Source organism: Afifella marina DSM 2698, assembly GCF_900102695.1.
GTDB lineage: Bacteria > Pseudomonadota > Alphaproteobacteria > Rhizobiales > Afifellaceae > Afifella > Afifella marina.
Genome location: NZ_FMVW01000003.1, coordinates 284,786 through 301,849 on the forward strand (window position 1 = coordinate 284,786; position 17,064 = coordinate 301,849).

15 protein-coding genes and 1 pseudogene are annotated in these 17,064 nt (G+C 63.7%); 7 read left to right on the forward strand and 9 right to left on the reverse strand.

Features of this window, described 5'->3' with window-relative positions:
- Window position 1: 1 nt before the first annotated feature.
- The 6 genes from accD to BLP76_RS09225 form a co-directional block, all read right to left on the reverse strand.
- Window positions 2-970, reverse strand: coding sequence for an acetyl-CoA carboxylase, carboxyltransferase subunit beta (accD, locus tag BLP76_RS09200; RefSeq protein ID WP_092811848.1), 969 nt, complete (start codon window positions 968-970; stop codon window positions 2-4).
- A 9-nt stretch (window positions 971-979) separates the two neighbouring features.
- Window positions 980-1,837 (reverse strand): tryptophan synthase subunit alpha, encoded by an 858-nt coding sequence (gene trpA, locus BLP76_RS09205; protein WP_244514517.1) that lies wholly within the window; start codon window positions 1,835-1,837, stop codon window positions 980-982.
- A complete protein-coding gene (locus tag BLP76_RS09210) occupies window positions 1,827-2,072 on the reverse strand; it encodes a hypothetical protein (protein ID WP_092811852.1) in 246 nt (81 codons plus the stop codon). The genes trpA and BLP76_RS09210 overlap by 11 nt, the downstream gene beginning before the upstream one ends.
- A gap of 9 nt (window positions 2,073-2,081) precedes the next feature.
- Window positions 2,082-3,329, reverse strand: a complete 1,248-nt coding sequence (gene trpB, locus BLP76_RS09215; protein WP_092811854.1) for a tryptophan synthase subunit beta — start codon at window positions 3,327-3,329, stop codon at window positions 2,082-2,084.
- 30 nt (window positions 3,330-3,359) lie between these two features.
- Window positions 3,360-4,067: a phosphoribosylanthranilate isomerase gene (locus tag BLP76_RS09220; protein ID WP_092811856.1), complete on the reverse strand. Its 708-nt coding sequence runs from the start codon at window positions 4,065-4,067 to the stop codon at window positions 3,360-3,362.
- A gap of 62 nt (window positions 4,068-4,129) precedes the next feature.
- Window positions 4,130-4,942 (reverse strand): alpha/beta hydrolase, encoded by an 813-nt coding sequence (locus tag BLP76_RS09225; protein WP_092811858.1) that lies wholly within the window; start codon window positions 4,940-4,942, stop codon window positions 4,130-4,132.
- A 96-nt stretch (window positions 4,943-5,038) separates the two neighbouring features.
- Here BLP76_RS09225 and BLP76_RS09230 point away from each other — a divergent pair, with 96 nt between their 5' ends.
- The 7 genes and pseudogenes from BLP76_RS09230 (at window position 5,039) to pheT (ending at window position 13,668) form a co-directional block, all read left to right on the forward strand.
- Entirely contained in the window at window positions 5,039-6,202 is a 1,164-nt protein-coding gene (locus tag BLP76_RS09230) for a glycosyltransferase family 4 protein (protein ID WP_092811860.1), read from the forward strand.
- 159 nt (window positions 6,203-6,361) lie between these two features.
- A pseudogene (gene infC, locus BLP76_RS09235) lies at window positions 6,362-6,892 on the forward strand (translation initiation factor IF-3); the annotation flags it as partial.
- A gap of 591 nt (window positions 6,893-7,483) precedes the next feature.
- Window positions 7,484-7,684, forward strand: a complete 201-nt coding sequence (gene rpmI / locus BLP76_RS09245) for a 50S ribosomal protein L35 (protein WP_092811866.1) — start codon at window positions 7,484-7,486, stop codon at window positions 7,682-7,684.
- Window positions 7,685-7,696: 12 nt separating this feature from the next.
- Window positions 7,697-8,098, forward strand: coding sequence for a 50S ribosomal protein L20 (gene rplT / locus BLP76_RS09250; protein WP_092811868.1), 402 nt, complete (start codon window positions 7,697-7,699; stop codon window positions 8,096-8,098).
- A 141-nt stretch (window positions 8,099-8,239) separates the two neighbouring features.
- Complete coding sequence (gene pheS / locus BLP76_RS09255) at window positions 8,240-9,322, forward strand: phenylalanine--tRNA ligase subunit alpha (RefSeq protein ID WP_092811870.1); 1,083 nt, start codon at window positions 8,240-8,242, stop codon at window positions 9,320-9,322.
- 280 nt (window positions 9,323-9,602) lie between these two features.
- Window positions 9,603-10,937, forward strand: a complete 1,335-nt coding sequence (locus tag BLP76_RS09260) for a globin-coupled sensor protein (RefSeq protein WP_092811872.1) — start codon at window positions 9,603-9,605, stop codon at window positions 10,935-10,937.
- A 325-nt stretch (window positions 10,938-11,262) separates the two neighbouring features.
- Window positions 11,263-13,668 carry a phenylalanine--tRNA ligase subunit beta gene (pheT, locus tag BLP76_RS09265; protein WP_092811874.1) on the forward strand — a complete coding sequence of 802 codons (2,406 nt, stop codon included), beginning with the start codon at window positions 11,263-11,265 and terminating at the stop codon, window positions 13,666-13,668.
- A 150-nt stretch (window positions 13,669-13,818) separates the two neighbouring features.
- Here pheT and BLP76_RS09270 read toward each other — a convergent pair whose 3' ends face one another.
- The 3 genes from BLP76_RS09270 to murJ form a co-directional block, all read right to left on the reverse strand.
- A complete protein-coding gene (locus BLP76_RS09270) occupies window positions 13,819-14,313 on the reverse strand; it encodes a universal stress protein (protein ID WP_092812119.1) in 495 nt (164 codons plus the stop codon).
- A 49-nt stretch (window positions 14,314-14,362) separates the two neighbouring features.
- Complete coding sequence (trpS, locus tag BLP76_RS09275) at window positions 14,363-15,424, reverse strand: tryptophan--tRNA ligase (RefSeq protein WP_092811876.1); 1,062 nt, start codon at window positions 15,422-15,424, stop codon at window positions 14,363-14,365.
- 75 nt (window positions 15,425-15,499) lie between these two features.
- The gene (gene murJ, locus BLP76_RS09280) at window positions 15,500-17,062 is read right to left on the reverse strand and encodes a murein biosynthesis integral membrane protein MurJ (protein ID WP_092812121.1); all 1,563 of its coding nucleotides are present in this window, start codon (window positions 17,060-17,062) and stop codon (window positions 15,500-15,502) included.
- Between the last annotated feature and the right edge of the window lie 2 nt (window positions 17,063-17,064).

A 17,064-nucleotide genomic window follows, 5' to 3' on the forward strand; every position in this document is an offset into this window, starting at 1 on the left:
ATCAGGCCGGCTGCGGCCCGGATGCCGCAGCCGGCTCTTCCGCCGGCTTCTCGGCCGCCGTTGCCAACTGCGCCTCTTCCGCAAGCGTGTCTTCGTCGATCGTCGGCTCGGGGGGAGGTTCGGGCAGCTTCATCAACAGACGGCAGAGGCGGGCCACCGTCGGGCGCAGATCCTGACGCGCGACGACCATGTCGATCATGCCGTGTTCGAGAAGATAATCGGAGCGCTGGAAACCCTCGGGAAGCTTTTCACGAATCGTCTGTTCGATGACGCGCGGGCCGGCAAAGCCGATAAGGGCGCCAGGTTCGGCGATATGGATATCGCCCAGCATGCCGTAGGAGGCGGTCACGCCACCCGTCGTCGGGTTGGTGAGAATGACAATATAAGGCAGTCCGGCTTCCTTCAGCCGATCAACCGCGACCGTCGTCCGCGGCAATTGCATGAGCGAGAGGATGCCTTCCTGCATACGCGCACCGCCCGATGCGGTGATGAGCACGAAGGGCACGCCACGTTCATACGCCGCCTCGGCGCCGGCAATCAGCGCTTCCGCTGCGGCCATGCCGAGCGAACCGCCCATGAATTCGAAATCCTGTACGGCAACGATGAGGGAGACGCCCTCCACCTTGCCTTCGGCAACCAGGATCGCATCCTTGAGGCCGGTCTTCGCCTTCGCGGCCTTCAGCCTGTCCGAATAGCGCCGTTCGTCGCGGAAGCGCAGGGGATCGGTGACCGGCTCCGGGAACTCGATTTCCTGCCATTGCGCGAAATCGAGAAACAGACGCAGCCTGGTGCGCGCATCGATGCGCTGATGATAGCCGGAGCCCGGGAAGACGAACTGGTTCGCCTCCAGATCCTTGTAGAAGACCATGGTGCCGGTCTCCGGGCATTTGACCCAGAGATTGTCCGGCACTTCGCGTTTGGTCCAAAGACCGCGGATCTTCGGGCGGACGACGTTGGAAATCCAGTTCAACGGTGTCTCCTATTCGGCGGCCATCTGGCGTGCGAATCGCACGCCCTCGGCCAGCTCCTGCACCAGCGCCTCGACGGCGGCAACCGTGCCGTCGGTCGCGTGGCCTTGTTCATCCAAGCTTCCGGCGACCGCCTGCACGATCGCAGAGCCGACGACGACCCCATCGGCGGTGCGGCCGATGGCGGCTGCCTGTTCGCGCGTTCTGACGCCGAAACCAACGGCGACCGGCAGATCGGTATGCGCCTTGATGCGCTCCACCGCGGCCGCCACTTCGCTCGTCTTGGGAGCGGACGAACCGGTGATGCCGTTGATCGAGACGTAATAGACGAAGCCGGAGGTGTTTTGCAAAACTGCCGGAAGGCGTCTGTCATCGGTCGTGGGCGTGGCAAGCCGGATGAAATTGAGCCCGCCCTTCAGGGCCGGGATGCACAATTCGTCATCCTCTTCCGGAGGAAGATCGACGACGATGAGCCCGTCGACCCCGGCCGCGCAGGCATCGGCGACGAACTTCTCCGGCCCGTATTGGTAGACCGGGTTGAAATAACCCATCAACACGATCGGCGTATCGGCATCGGTTTCGCGAAAATCGCGCACGAGGGCGAGCGTCTTCTTCAGCGTCTGCCCGGCGTTGAGGGCGCGAAGGCCCGCCGCCTGGATCGCGGGACCATCGGCCATCGGATCGGAAAAGGGCATGCCGAGCTCGATGATGTCGGCACCGGCCTTGGGCAAAGCGGCGAGAATGCGCGCGCTTGTTTCAAGATCGGGGTCGCCGGCGGTCACGAAGGTGACAAGGGCCGGCCGCAATTCCTGAGCGACGGCCGCAAAGCGGCGCGCGATCCGGCCGCCGGAAGACATCTCAGCTGACATGGTCTCTCACTTCGATGGTCACGGCGAAAGCGAAGAAGCCGTTGCGGTCGATATGCTCGCGCGCGACTTCCGCATCGAAGGCGATGCGCGGATTTTCGTCGTCGGGAATGTTGCGGAGGAAGACGAGGTTTTCGCTGTTGCGAACGCCTTCCGCCTCCTCGCGATGGTCGCCGGCACGGATGGCAACGTAGTGGTCGCGATTTTGCAGCGAACGGTAGATCTCAAAATAGGTCATCGTCCCCCCTCAGATCTCCATATCGAGATGCTCGGCCACAGCGAAGATGTCCTTGTCGCCGCGCCCGCTCATATTCATGACGATGATCTGGTCACGGTCCATCTGCGGCGCAAGCTTCAGCACGTGGGCCAGAGCATGGGCCGGTTCGAGCGCCGGGATGATGCCTTCAAGGCGGGTGCACAGCTGGAAGGCGTCGAGCGCCTCGCGGTCGGTCGCCGAGACATAGGTGACGCGGCCCGTCTCCTTCAGCCAGGCGTGCTCCGGCCCGATTCCCGGATAATCGAGACCGGCGGAGATCGAATGGCCTTCGAGGATCTGGCCGTCCTCGTTCTGGAGAAGATAGGTGCGGTTGCCGTGGAGGACGCCAGGCCAGCCGCCGTTCAGTGAGGCGGCATGACCGTTCTCCACCTCGAGACCATGGCCGCCGGCTTCGACGCCGTAGATCTGAACGGCCGGGTCATCGAGGAAGGGATGGAAAAGCCCGATCGCATTCGAGCCGCCGCCGAGACAGGCCACGAGCGCATCCGGGAGCCGGCCTTCCAGCTCCTGAAGCTGGTCCTTCGTCTCATTGCCGATCACCGCCTGAAAATCCCGCACGAGCTCGGGATAGGGATGCGGGCCCGCGGCCGTGCCGATGATGTAATAGGTGTCCTCGACATTGGTAACCCAGTCGCGAAGCGCCTCGTTCATGGCGTCCTTCAAGGTGCCGGCGCCGGCGGTGACGGGTTTCACCTCGGCGCCGAGAAGGCGCATGCGGAAGACGTTCGGCTTTTGCCGCTCCGTATCGGTCTTGCCCATATAGATCGTGCAGGGAAGGCCGAAGCGCGCCGCCACCGTCGCCGAGGCGACGCCATGCTGGCCGGCGCCGGTTTCGGCGATGATGCGCGTCTTGCCCATGCGGCGGGCAAGCAGGATCTGGCCAAGGCAATTGTTGATCTTGTGCGAGCCCGTATGGTTGAGCTCCTCGCGCTTGAAATAGACCTTGGCGCCGCGGCCGGCGCCAGCCTCCTCGCGCAGATGCTCGGTCAGCCGCTCGGCATAATAAAGCGGGCTCGGTCGGCCGGAATAATGCTTGGCGAGATGCGCAAGCTCGGCCTTGAATTCCGGATCGGCCTTGGCGCTCTCATACGCCTCTTCGAGCTCGAGGATATTCGGCATCAAGGTTTCGGCGACGAACCGGCCGCCGAAAATGCCGAAATGACCGCGCTCGTCCGGGCCGGTGCGGTAGGAATTGGGCTTCATTGCTGGCTCAGCCATCAGGGCAATACCTTCACAGTCAAACGTTGCTCAGGCCGCAGCGACCGGGGCGGCATTCGCCGCAGGCCTTGCATCTTCCGCTCCTTCGCAGCGCGCATCATGGGCGCGCACCGCCGCGACGAAACGAGCGATTTCGGCCGGATCCTTCTCGCCCGGCGCCCGCTCGACACCGGAGGATACATCGACGGCCGGCGCGCTCGTCGCCGCCAAAGCGGCGCCAATATTGTCGCCATTGAGGCCGCCCGACAAAAACCAGGCCATACCGGGCTCAAAGCCCTCCAGGAGCCGCCAGTCGAAGGCCGCGCCATTGCCACCCGGCCTCGTCGCGTCTTTCGGCGGGCGCGCGTCGAGAAGCAGACGCTCGACATGACCGGCGTAAAGCGACGCCTTGTCGAGATCCGCACGCTCGCCGATGCCGAGCGCCTTGACCGTGCGCAGATGGAAGCGTGAGCGGATTTCCGCCGTACGCTCCGGCGTTTCCGAACCGTGCAGCTGAATGAAATCGGGCTTCAGATCGCGCGCAATCTCGTCGATGAGATCGTCTTGCGCATCAACGGTCAGCGCGACGATGCCCACACGACCTCGTGCAGGTGCGGCGAGGTCCACCGCGCGCGCAACCGAGAGCGATCGAGGGCTCTTCGCGAAGAAGACAAAGCCGATCCAATCGGCACCGGCAGCGAGTGCCGCGTCGATGTCTTCAGGCTTCGTCAAACCGCAGATTTTGACCTCTGTCTCCATCGCCTTCCAGTCGCACGAATCCGCACTCTTGTCCAACGTCAGCAGGGGTTTGGGGCCCCTCATCACCCTTTGTCGGAGGCCTGTTCGGCGGCCATCGCCTCCACCGCGGCAACGAGCCGCGCGAGATCCTGGGGCCGCGACAGACGGTGGTCGCCATCGCGCACCAGCGTCAGGATCGCATCGTCATAGCAAAGTCGGTCGAGAAGCGCCTCGGTATGGCGCCAGGGGACATCGGTATCGCGCATCCCCTGCAGAATGTGCACCGGGCACCCGATCTCGATCGGATTATCGCCGAAAAGATGCTTTTCGCCGTCCTCGATCAACTCTCGCGTCAGGATATAGGGCTCGGCAGCATAATCGGAAGGCTGTTCGATGAAGCCCTTCTCGGCCATCTGCGCCCGCTCCGCCTCGCCGAAATGGTCGCTCATCAATGCCTTGGTCATATCCACGGCGGGGGCGATCAGGACCATGCCCTGAAGACGGTCCGTTTCGCCGCGCTCTGCCAGTTCCTTCGCCAGAAGGAGGGCGATCCATCCACCCATCGAGGAGCCGACGACGATCTGTGGCTCTTCGGCGAAGGTTTCGAAAACGGCGAGCGCCTCCTCCAGCCAGCGCGAAATGGTGCCGTCGCGGAAGGCCCCTTCCGATTCGCCATGACCGGAATAATCGAAACGGGTCGCCGCGTGACCACTCTCCGCGGCCCATCTGTCCAGGGCCGCGGCCTTGGAGCCGCGCATGTCGGACTTGAAACCGCCGAGCCAGAAAACTCCGGGCAGGCCTCCGTCGGAGCTGCGGCCATTGCGCCTCAAAACGGCGATGCGGCGCTTTTCTTTCCCCTCCCCGACGGCGAGGCTTTGCAAGTCAGTCTCCGTCATTCTAAGTCTCGCTCCTCGCAGCTCGGCTGTGGACTATGGCGCAGGAGGTGCGCCGAGCCCGTGCCGGCGTCAACCCGTCCACAGCCGCTTTCGTTCATGTCAAAGACCATCCTGCAGGTAATCCCCCAGCTCGAAACCGGCGGCGCAGAGCGCACCGCCGTCGACATGGCCGCGGCCGTCGTCGAAACGGGCGGGCGGGCCCTCGTCGCCAGCGAAGGCGGGCGCATGGAAGAAGAGCTGCAGGCGAAGGGCGGGGAAGTGGTGCGGCTGCCGGTCGCCTCGAAGAACCCTTTCGTGATGGCCGCCAATGCCCGCCGGCTCGCCGCGCTGATCCGCAAGGAAAAGGTCGATCTCGTTCATGCCCGCAGCCGTGCGCCCGCCTGGTCGGCGCTTCTCGCCTGCCGCATGACCGGCGTGCCCTTCATCACCACCTATCATGGCATCTACAATCAGAACGGCGCCGTCAAAGGCCTCTACAATTCAGTGATGGCGCGCGGGACGGAGGTCATCGCCAATTCCGATTTCACCGCCCGCATCATCATGCAGCGCCACGGCACGCCGCGGGAACGCATCCGCACGATTTACCGAGGCACCGACCTTGCCCGCTTCGACCCGGTGGCGGTGCCGGAGGCACGCATCGAGGCGTTGCGCCAGGCGTGGGACCTGCCCGCAGAGCAGCCCGTCATCCTCAATGTCGCACGCATCACACAATGGAAGGGTCAGCCCACCCTGATCGAGGCGGCGGCGCGGTTTGCAGAAAGCAAGGATTTTGTCCTCGTTCTGGCCGGCGACGCACAAGGCCGAGAAGCGTATCTCGCCGGGCTGCGCCGGCAGGTTTCGGAGGCGGGGCTCAGCGAACGCGTGCGCATTCCCGGTCATTGCGACGACGTGCCGGCAGCGCTTGCGCTCGCCTCCGTAGCTGTCGTCGCGTCCGTCGAGGCGGAAGCCTTCGGGCGCTTTGCGGTGGAGGCACAAGCCATGGGCGTCCCGGCCATCGTCACCGATCTCGGCCCTTCGCGGGAGACGGTCCTCGCCCCGCCGGAGGCCGGAGAGGCGGAGAGAACCGGCTGGCGCGTGCCGGCGGGCGACGCCGCGGCACTTGCCGAAGCCCTTGACCACGCCCTTTCCCTTACCCATCTGGAGATCGACGATCTGGCACGACGCGCCAGATCCCACGCGTCGCGTTTTTCCCTCGATGCGATGACCCGGGAGACGCTGGCGCTTTACGAAGAAGTTCTGTCGAGAGGCGAAAATACCTAAGACAGATCCCGGCGGGTTGGCCCTGCGACCTTGTTTCGATGAGGTTTTTCTCGGCCCTGCGTTCCGATTTACGTCTCGAAATGCTATTGTGCCCACCCAGCGTGGCTTGCGAGCCCGCTCCAAGCCTGCAAGACAGCAATTATATAAGGAGAGCTGACCATTCGCAGACCCCATCGTGCGCCACCTCCGGTGAAGGAGGGGCCCCGCGTCAACGACGAGATCCGGCTTCCCGAGATCCAGTTGATCGATCATGAAGGCACTAATCACGGCGTCATTTCCACGGACGAGGCCAAGGCCATCGCCGCGGAAGCGGGGCTCGATCTCGTCGAGATCTCGCCCAATCAGCGACCGCCCGTCTGCAAGATTCTGGACTACGGCAAGTTCAAATACATCTCGCAGAAGAAGGCCTCTGAGGCGCGCAAGAAGCAGAAGACCGTCGACGTCAAAGAAGTGAAGATGCGGCCGAACATCGACACGCACGATTACGAAGTGAAAATGCGCAATGCGCGGCGCTTCGTCGAGGACGGCGACAAGGTCAAAGTGACGATGCGCTTCCGTGGGCGCGAAATGGCGCACCAGGAACTCGGGCTGCAAGTCCTCAATCAGGTTCGTGACGAGTTGGAAGACCTTTCCAGGGTGGAACATGCCCCCAAGATGGAAGGCCGCCAGATGATCATGATCCTGGGTCCTGATCCGCGGAAAATCGCAGCTCTGCAGAAGGCGCAAAAGGAAGCCGAGAAGGCTCGCAAGCGCGAGGAACGCCTCGCGGCGCAGCGGGACGGCAATGCATCGGACGAGGCCGAAGAGCCTGAGATGGAGGCCGAAGATCCCGAGCTCGACGCCGACGAGGCGAACGAGGCGGAATCGGAGGACGATACCGATCGGCAGACGGCTCAGGCGGCAGCCGAGGCATAACCGAAAGACCCGGCCCCACGCCCCCGCAAGGCCATCTCGCCTGCGAGCGGCGGTCGGGCGGCTTCTTTCGAGCGAGAGCCGGAGTTATGGCGGCGTTCGGCATGTCTGTTGCCGGGCCGCCGCATCATCGGCTTGCGGCGGCTGACGGCTCCGCGGAGCCGCAGTGACCATCTCGTGAAAATCGGCAGGGGCGGCGCCCTTGCCTTTGATTTGGCGCTTATCTATAAGCGCGCCTGCCGGATCGCCCGGCTATCTGCCTTCGGGCGGATTGGGCATGCCGTGGCGATCCAGAAAGCTCATACATGAGCCGATCAGGGATGGGCTCCGCATCCGGCGGGGCCTCTGCCTTATGGAAAGGAGAGCAAAATGCCCAAAATGAAAACGAAAGCGGGCGCCAAAAAGCGCTTCAAATTTACCGCCTCCGGCAAGGTCAAAGTGGCAGCCGCCGGCAAGCGCCACGGCATGATCAAGCGCACGACGAAATTCATCCGCAGCGCGCGCGGCACCATGGTGCTCAGCGATCAGGATGCGAAGATCGTCAAAAAATACATGCCCTACCAGCGTTAAGGAGAGCGGATCATGGCACGTGTGAAACGCGGCGTGACGGCTCACGCCAGGCACAAAAAGGTCATCAAGCAGGCGAAGGGCTATTACGGTCGCCGCAAATCGACCTTCCGCGCCGCCAAGCAGGCGGTGGAAAAAGCAAATCAGTACGCCTATCGCGATCGGCGCGCGAAGAAGCGCAATTTCCGCGCTCTGTGGATCCAGCGCATCAATGCCGCTGCGCGCCTCAACGGTCTCACCTATGGCCGTCTGATCGACGGGCTCGGCAAGGCCGGCATCGAGGTCGACCGCAAGGTCCTGTCCGATATCGCCATCCATGAGCCGGAAGCGTTCACGGCGCTCGCCAACAAGGCGAAGGATGCTCTCGCTTATCTCAAGGATCATACGCCGAACGAGTTCGAGGCCGCCGTCCGCTGACGCCGGTCGAAGCATGCGATATCCAAGGGCGGCCACGGGCCGCCCTTTTTCGTTGCGGCGATTTCCGAACGGCAGACGCTTGCGTCAGAAAGGCGAGAGGTCTTTTCTCCGGCGCGCGATGACGCTAGAGCGGTTCCCACCATGACCGAAGACACTGATCTCCTCGCGCTGGAGCGCGACATCCTCGAGCGCATCGACACCGCTGAGAACGAGGCGGCGCTGGAAGACGCGCGCATCGCTTCGCTCGGCAAGAAGGGTGTCGTCTCGGAACGCCTCAAAGGGCTCGGCAAGATGACGCCGGAGGAGCGCCAGGTCGCTGGCCCCGCCCTCAACGGCCTCAAGGCGCGCATCACCGAGAAGATCGAGGCGCGGCGCAGCATCCTCAAAGAGAAGGCGCTGACGGAGCGGCTGAAGAGCGAGACGATCGACGTCACGCTGCCGGCACGTCCCGAACAGCGCGGCACCATCCACCCGACGACTCAGGTCTGGCAGGAAGTGATCGCCATCTTCGCCGATATGGGGTTCTCGGTCGCCGAGGGGCCGCATATCGAGAACGACTGGTACAATTTCGGCGCGCTCAACATTCCCCCGGAGCATCCCGCCCGGCAGGAGATGGACACTTTCTATCTGAAGCCGAAGGAAGACGGCTCGCGCATGGTGCTGCGCACGCACACCTCGCCCGTGCAGATCCGCACGATGGAAAACGAGACGCCGCCAATCCGCATCATTGCGCCGGGACGCACCTTCCGCTCCGATTCCGACCGCACCCACACGCCGATGTTCCACCAGATCGAGGGCCTCGTCATCGACGAGACCACGCATATGGGCCATCTGAAGGGCACGCTGGAGGCCTTCTGCAAGGCGTTCTTCGAGGTGGACGACGTGAAGATGCGTTTCCGTCCGTCGCATTTTCCCTTCACCGAACCGTCCATGGAGGTCGATATCGGCTGCCATTGGGAAGGCGGCGAGCTGAAAATCGGCGAGGGCGACGATTGGCTGGAGATTCTGGGCTCCGGCATGGTCCACCCGAACGTCATCCGTGCCGGCGGTCTCGACCCTGAAAAATATCAGGGCTTCGCCTTCGGCATGGGGCTCGACCGCATCGCCATGCTGAAATACGGCATCCCCGATCTGCGCGCCTTCTTCGAGGCGGATCTGCGCTGGCTCCGGCATTACGGCTTTGCTTCGCTCGACATGCCGAGCGTTGCCGAAGGCTTGAGTTGATGCCTCAGGGAGTGCGGCTTCTCCCGCTCTTCTGTCTGATCCTCGGCCTTGCAGCATGCCAGACTGCACCGGCTCCCTCATCGGCGTCCGAGGACACCGTCACTGTGGGCAATTGGACCGTTCGCACCGGCGCAGCGGTTCGTGTCGACGCCGTCTATTCGAAGTGATCCAATAGAACTCCCCCTCTGGTCGCGCCACAAGCTTCGCACAACCTATCGATGTGCAATTTTCCCGTGCAGTCCGCCCTTCCCCCCGGCGGAGAGCGATGGGAAATGACATTATGGAAACAGAATCCGCGCTGCGGGAGCGGCTCGCCTTTCTCAACATCGGGCAAGCGGAGCGCGATCAGCTGCACGCGATGTGGCCGCTGATCGAAACAGCCCTGCCCGCAATCATCCACCGCTTCTACGACCATGTCGGCAAGGTCCCGCATCTCAAAGCGATGATGGGCAACAAGCAGGAGAGGCTGGTGGGCCTCCAGGCGGGGCATTGGGGGCACCTCTTTTCCGGGGCCTTCGACGACGCCTATTTCGCCTCAATCCGGCGCATCGGCCTCATTCATCACAAAATCGGGCTCGAGCCACGCTGGTATATCGGCGGTTATGCCTTCGTTCTCAATGAGCTCGTCCGCCATATCACGTCGCTGCGCCGCATCGGCCGGCGCACCGGCAATCAATGGCTGACCACGATGAACAAGGCGGTGATGCTCGACATGGACATCGCCATCTCCGTCTATGAAGAGGTTCTCATCGAAGAGCGCCAGCGCCGCGGGGCAGTGCTCGCAGACGCGATTTCGGCCTTCTCCGTCGCCGTGGAAGAAAGCCTCTCCGTATCTCGCCAGGCAAATCTCGACCTGTCAGCGAGTGCCGAGACGCTCGACGGCACGACCGGTTCGGCGAGCGCGCTTGCCACGCAGGTGGTGGCCGCGGCCGAGCAGACGGCCTCCAACATGCAGGCAGGAGCGGCTGCAGCCGAAGAGCTCGCAGCCTCCGTCCGCGAGATCGCCGAACATACCGGACGCTCGGCGAAAATCGTCTCAAGCGCCGTTATCGGCACCAAGACGACGAGACAATCGGTTTCTGGTCTCGCCGGGCATGCGCGCCAGATCGGCGACGTCGTCGATCTCATCAACCAGATCGCATCGCAAACCAATCTCCTGGCTCTCAACGCCACGATCGAGGCAGCACGCGCCGGCGAGGCCGGCAAAGGCTTTGCCGTGGTCGCCCAGGAGGTGAAAGCGCTCGCCGGCCAGACCGCGAGGGCGACGACGGAAATCGTCAGCCTCGTCACCGCCATCCAGGCTGCGACGCAGGAGACGGAAGCTTCCATCGGCGACATCAGCCGCATCATCGAGGAAGTGAGCGAGACGGCAACGGCAATCTCGGCTGCGGTCGAAGAGCAGAACGCGGCGACCGCCGATATCGCCAACAACGTGCATCAGACCGCGGACAACGCACGTTCGGTGGTGGAGAGCATGGAGATCCTCAATTCCTCCACGACGGACGCCGCCAGTGTCGCTCATCGGGTCAAGATGGCGAAGGACACGCTCGACCGGGAGCTCGGCCGGCTGCAGGGCGACATCTCGAAGTTTCTGGAGACGGCGCAGGCCGCCTGAGGCCCAAGGCACAGGGCGGCAGAGTTCGACCGCCTTCGCCGGCGTTTCAGCGCTGGTGCGGAGAGCGGAAACTCGAGCTTATACGCGCACTGAGATTTGTCTCCTGGTCCCACGAACAACGAAAAACCGGCGCCGCCTGCGTGCGGCGCCGGTTTTCATGATGACAGAGAGGCTCTCCCCGGCACGGATCGGGCGTTCCCGAACGCCGACGACCAGCGCTTCTGCGTCGCTCTTCGTTGCTGTCGCGACACCTCGCCTGCCTGCCGACCTTGCTTGGGGCGGCAGAGGCGTCTAGGGATCGGCAACGATCGCGACGAAGACGAACATGAAATTCACTCTCTCCTGGCTCAATTCCTTCCTCGACACCGACGCCTCGGCGGAGGAGATCGCCGACAAGCTCACCATGATCGGTCTCGAGCTTGAAAGCCTCACCAATCCGGCCGATGCGCTGAAGCCCTTCGTCATCGCGAAGGTGCTCGAAGCCAAGCAGCATCCGAACGCCGACAGGCTGCGCGTCTGTCAGGTCGATCCGGGAACGGGCGAGGCCATTCAGGTGGTTTGCGGGGCACCCAATGCCCGCAGCGGAATGATCGGCGTTTTCGCGCCCGTGGGCTCTTACGTTCCAGGCACGGGCATCGAGCTCAAGGCCGGTAATCTGCGCGGCGAGGCCTCGAACGGCATGCTGGTCTCGGAACGCGAATTGATGCTCTCCGACGATCATGAGGGCATCATCGACCTTCCCGACGACGCACCGGTGGGCACGCCCTATGCGACCTGGGCGGGACTGGACGATCCCGTCATCGATATTGGCGTGACCCCGAACCGGCCCGACGCTCTCGGCGTCTACGGCATCGCCCGCGATCTTGCCGCGGCCGGGATGGGCACGCTGAAGCCGCTCGATGCCACACCGGTCGAGGGAGCCTTCAAGAGCCCGATCGGCGTCGAACTCCGTTTCGCGGACGGCGATACGAGCCCGTGCCCGCATTTCGTCGGCCGCTATATCCGCGGCATTAAGAACGGCCCCTCTCCCGCCTGGATGCAAAAGCGGCTGCGGGCCATCGGGCTTCGCCCGATCTCGGCGCTTGTCGACGTCACCAATTACATGACCATCGCCTATGGCCGGCCGCTGCACGTCTTCGATGCCGCGAAAGTCAAAGGCACGATCCATGCGCGCCTGGCAAAGCCCGGCGAAACCATCGAGGCGCTCGACGGGCGCACCTATACGCTCGACGGGACGATGACGGTGATCGCCGACGATTCCGGGCCTGAAGGACTTGCCGGCGTCATGGGCGGCGAGGCGTCCGGCGTCAGCGAAACGACGACGGACGTGTTTCTGGAATCGGCCTATTTCGATCCGATCCGCACCGCCTCCACCGGCCGCAAGCTCAACCTTCTTTCCGATGCGCGCTACCGTTTCGAGCGCGGCATCGACCCGGCCTTCACCGAGCCCGGCGCTGAAATCGCCACCCGGCTCATCCTCGAGATGTGCGGGGGCGAAGCCTCCGAGATCGTGATCGCCGGCGAAGCGCCGCTTCGAAACGCCAATGCGCGTCTGCGCATGAACCGCGTGACGACGCTCGCGGGCGTGGAGATCGCACCCAGGGCCCAGGTCGATATTCTGGAAAGCCTCGGCTTCGCCGTTGCCGGGACCGACGAGGAGATCGTCGCGTCGATCCCCTCCTGGCGTCCGGACGTGAATGGCGAAGCCGATCTCGTGGAAGAGATCGTGCGCATCCACGGGCTTGAGAAAATCGCTCATGTCATGCTGCCGCGCACGGAGGCCGTCACCAAGCCGAAGCTTTCCGTGCAGCAGCGCCGCCGCTTCAAGGCTGCCCGTGCGCTTGCGTCGCGCGGCTTCAACGAGGCCGTCACCTGGTCCTTCCTGCCGTCAGATCAGGCGCGTCTTTTCGGCGGCGGCGAAGACCTTCTCGCCCTCGACAATCCGATCTCGACGGAGCTTTCCGACATGCGGCCGTCGCTGCTTGCGGGACTGATCGCGGCCGTTTCCAGGAACGCCGATCGCGGCACGGAAACACAGGCGCTTTGCGAGGTGGGACAGGTCTATCCGGGCGACAGGCCGGAGGATGAACGCCTCCACGCCTCTGGCATCCGTCTCGGCGTGACCGGGCCGCGCAGCGCGCTTCAGGCCCCGCGCGACGTCGATCTCTTCGACGCCAAGGCGGACGTGCTCGCGGCTCTCGAACTTCTCGGCGCGCCGGTCGACAAGGTGCAGGTGCAGGCAGAGGGCCCGAGCTGGTACCATCCGGGACGTGTCGGCACGGTCACGCTCGGCCCGAAGAACAAGCTCGCGACATTCGGCGAACTTCATCCCCACGTTTTGGAAGCCTTCGACGTCTCGGGGCCGCTCGTCGGCTTCGAGATCGACATCGACGCCATTCCGGTGCCTAAATCGCAGCGTGCCGCACGCGCGGCATTGAAGATTTCGGGCTATCAGACTGTCCGGCGCGACTTCGCCTTCGTCATCGAAGACAGTGTTCCGGCAGAAAAGCTGGTGCGCGCAGCCAAGGGCGCAGAAAAGAGCCTGATTACCCAGGTCAATGTCTTCGACGTTTTCAGGGGCGCGGCGATCGGCGAAGGCTATAAATCGATCGCCATCGAAGTGACGCTGACACCTGAAGACCGGACACTGACGGAAGCGGAGATCGAGGCAGTTTCGAGCCGCGTCGTCCAAGCCGTCGAGAAGGCAACAGGCGGGCAGTTGCGGCGCTGACGCCCAAAGAGACCTTCCACAGCTTGTGGTAAAGCTGTGGAAATCTCACAATTCGAGATAAAGAACGTCCGACGTCTCAAGATGTTGGTGAGTGTTTATGATTTGTTCTTCCCGAGCGGAAGGCTCGCGATCAAAGCAGGAACATCGTCTTCAGACGATCTCGTCCATCACCTCGTCTGAGAGGTTCTCTGGGACGATCGTCACGGGGATCGGAAACGCCAGGCCGCCTTTTTGCGCGATCGAGGAGACGAGCGGGCCCGGCCCCTCCGAGCCACCGGAAGCGGCGAGCACGAGAATGGCGATATCCTCGTCTTCTTCGATGAGCTTGCGGATCTCGTCGGCGCGCTTGCCTTCGCGAATGACGAGCTCGGGCTCGATCTTCGACACATCGGCCATGCGCGAGGCGAAGCGCCCAAGAATGTTCTCCGCCTCTTCCATGGCTTCGGCACGCATCACTTCTTCGACGCCCAGCCAGTGCTGGAAATCACCAGGCTCAATGACGAAGAGCATGGTGACGGCGCCGTTGGTGCGCTCCGCACGCTTTGCGGCATAGCGCATCGCGCGCACGCATTCCGGCGTGTCGTCGATCACCACCAGGAATTTCCGCTTGTGGCCCTCTGCCCGGGCGCGTCTCGGCCGCATCATGCGCTCATGCTGCCATTGGCGGGAGCTGTCAGCAAGCGCGGGATCGCCGTCATGCGGCAGGCCCACTCTTGGCATGCGGCCGCAAGAGGCCGACCACGTCCTTCACCTCGTCCATGATCGGATCGGCAATGGCCCGCGCCCGGTCCGCGCCACGGGCGAGAAGCGCGTCGATCTCGGCCGGATCGGCGAGGAGGCGCCGCATTTCGTCCGCGATCGGGGCGAGCCGGGCGACCGCAAGATCGGCCAGCGCCGGCTTGAAGGCCGCAAATCCCTGGCCGCCATATTCCGCGAGCACGGCTTCCTTGCTGGTGCCGGCGAGCGCGGCATAGATTCCGACGAGGTTTTCGGCGCCGGCGCGCTCCTTGAGCCCCTCGAGCTCGGAGGGAAGCGGCTCCGGATCGGTGCGAGCCTTGCGCACCTTCTGCGCGATCGCATCGGCGTCGTCGGTCATGTTGATGCGCGAATAATCGGAAGGATCCGACTTCGACATTTTCTTGGTGCCGTCACGCAGGCTCATGACGCGCGTCGCGGGCCCCGTGATAAACGGCTCCGGCAGCGGGAAAAACTCCTCCGCAAAGCCGTGGGCGGCGATCGATTCGGCGAAGTCGTTGTTGAACTTCTGCGCGATGTTGCGGGCGAGTTCGAGATGCTGCTTCTGGTCCTCGCCGACCGGCACATGCGTTGCCCGGTAGACGAGAATGTCCGCGGCCATCAGGTTGGGATAGACGAAGAGGCCCGTGGAGACGTTCTCACGGTCCTTGCCCGCCTTCTCCTTGAACTGCGTCATGCGGTTGAGCCAGCCCATGCGGGCGACGCAATTGAAGACCCAGGCGAGTTCGGCGTGAGCCGCCACGGCCGATTGATTGAAGATGATCGAGCGCTCGGGATCGACGCCGCCGGCGATATAGGCGGCGGTCAGTTCGCGAATGTTGGAGCGAAGCTCCTTCGGATCCTGCCACAGGGTGATGGCGTGGAGATCGACGACGCAATAGATGCAATCGTGCGTCTCCTGCATCTTCACCCAGTTCACCATGGCTCCGAGATAATTGCCGAGATGCAGCGAATGGGTCGGTTGCATGCCGGAAAAGACACGGTGTGGATGGCTTGTCATGGGGTATGTCCGAAGGAAACGGTGGGAATTTGGGATGCCGTTATCGCCGCTCGATCACCACCACGCAAGGCCGCTTCACGCAGCCCTGCGCCGCAGGAGACCGGCGAGCGCGCGCAGGTCGGCCGCACCGATCAGATGCGCCACGGCGAAGTAAACCGTGGCCGCGACGGCACATAAGCCAAGCAGCAGACCAAAGCGCACGAGGAAGGGTTCGCCCGGCGCCATCAGAGGCGCCAGCCAGAAGGCGCCGGCGTAGAGCACACCGCCCAGAACGGCCGATGCTGCGACAATGCGCGGCGTCCGGCGCAGGACGACGTTGTCGACGGTCCAATGGCCGCGACGGCGCAGCGTCAGAAGAAGCAGCGTGATGTTGGTCCAGCCGGAAACCGCCTCGGCGGTCGCAATCCCCGCCTCGGCGAAAATCGGAAAGAGCGTCAGAGCGAGCGCGACGTTGATCGCGACGGCAATGGCCGAGAACATCATCGGGGTCTTGGTGTCCTCGCGGGCGAAATAGCCGGGCGTGAACACCTTCACCAGAACGAAGGCGGGGAGGCCGAAACCGAAAATGCGAAGGGCTGCGGCCGTCGCCTCGCGTGTTTCCACGGAGAAGGCTCCGCGCTCGAAGAGGACGCTCACCAGCGTTTCGGGAATGGCGATGAGGGCGGCGGCCGCCGGCAACGTCAGGAAGAAGGCGAATTCGAGCGCACGGTTCTGCACATGCGTCGCCTCGCGAAAATGCTCCGCCTTCAAGGTGCGCGACAGTTCCGGCAGAAGGACGACGCCGATCGCGATGCCCACCACACCCAGCGGCAGCTGATAGAGCCTGTCGGCATATTGCAGGATCGAGATGGCGCCCGCCTTGGTGGAGGCAATGATTTGGCCGATGAAGAGATTGATCTGCGTGATGCCGCCGGCGGCGGCGGCAGGTGCAGCAAGCCAGAGAAGCCGCTTCACACTCGGTGTCAGCCTCGGCCGCTTCAGGCGCATATGGAAACCGATGCGCCGCGCCGCCCAGGCGACCATGGCGAGCTGCAGAACACCCGCCACCAGCACCGACCAGGAGAGGATGCGGCCGACCTCGGGGCCGCTCATGTCCTTTAAGAAGGTGACGGCGAGTGCGGCGATCGTCGTCACGTTGAGAAGGACGGGGGCGAGCGCGGGGATGAAAAAGGTGCGATGGGCGTTCAAGACGCCCGTCACCATCGCCGTCAGCGACATCAAGACGAGATAGGGGAACATCACCCTGAAGAGCTCGATCGTCAGGGTGAACTTGGCCGGATCTTCGCGGAAGCCCGGCGCCAGAATGGTGACGATGAGCGGAGTCGCCACCATCACGAGGGCGGTGAGGGCTAGAAGCACGAACATGAGCGCCGCCAGCACGTCCTCGGCGAACAGGCGGGCCCGATCCTCCCCGTCGCCTTCGAGCGTGCGCGAATAAAGCGGCACGAAAGCCGCGTTGAAGGCGCCTTCTGCAAAAAGCCGGCGAAACAGGTTCGGAAAACGAAACGCCGCGTAGAAGGCGTCCGCCACCGGCCCGGCGCCGAGGGCGGCAGCGATCAGCATCTCGCGGACAAAACCGAGAACCCGGCTGGCGAGCGTTGCGCCGCCGACAGAGACGAATTTTTTGACGAGACTCACGG

Excerpts from the sequence above, each read along its gene's own strand:
- trpA (WP_244514517.1), bottom strand. The coding sequence starts at position 1,837 with ATGTCAGCTGAGATGTCTTCCGGCGGCCGGATCGCGCGCCGCTTTGCG.
- BLP76_RS09210 (WP_092811852.1), bottom strand. The coding sequence starts at position 2,072 with ATGACCTATTTTGAGATCTACCGTTCGCTGCAAAATCGCGACCACTAC.
- trpB (WP_092811854.1), bottom strand. The coding sequence starts at position 3,329 with ATGGCTGAGCCAGCAATGAAGCCCAATTCCTACCGCACCGGCCCGGAC.
- BLP76_RS09220 (WP_092811856.1), bottom strand. The coding sequence starts at position 4,067 with ATGGAGACAGAGGTCAAAATCTGCGGTTTGACGAAGCCTGAAGACATC.
- BLP76_RS09225 (WP_092811858.1), bottom strand. The coding sequence starts at position 4,942 with ATGACGGAGACTGACTTGCAAAGCCTCGCCGTCGGGGAGGGGAAAGAA.
- BLP76_RS09230 (WP_092811860.1), top strand. The coding sequence starts at position 5,039 with ATGTCAAAGACCATCCTGCAGGTAATCCCCCAGCTCGAAACCGGCGGC.
- rpmI (WP_092811866.1), top strand. The coding sequence starts at position 7,484 with ATGCCCAAAATGAAAACGAAAGCGGGCGCCAAAAAGCGCTTCAAATTT.
- rplT (WP_092811868.1), top strand. The coding sequence starts at position 7,697 with ATGGCACGTGTGAAACGCGGCGTGACGGCTCACGCCAGGCACAAAAAG.
- pheS (WP_092811870.1), top strand. The coding sequence starts at position 8,240 with ATGACCGAAGACACTGATCTCCTCGCGCTGGAGCGCGACATCCTCGAG.
- BLP76_RS09260 (WP_092811872.1), top strand. The coding sequence starts at position 9,603 with ATGGAAACAGAATCCGCGCTGCGGGAGCGGCTCGCCTTTCTCAACATC.
- pheT (WP_092811874.1), top strand. The coding sequence starts at position 11,263 with ATGAAATTCACTCTCTCCTGGCTCAATTCCTTCCTCGACACCGACGCC.
- BLP76_RS09270 (WP_092812119.1), bottom strand. The coding sequence starts at position 14,313 with ATGATGCGGCCGAGACGCGCCCGGGCAGAGGGCCACAAGCGGAAATTC.
- trpS (WP_092811876.1), bottom strand. The coding sequence starts at position 15,424 with ATGACAAGCCATCCACACCGTGTCTTTTCCGGCATGCAACCGACCCAT.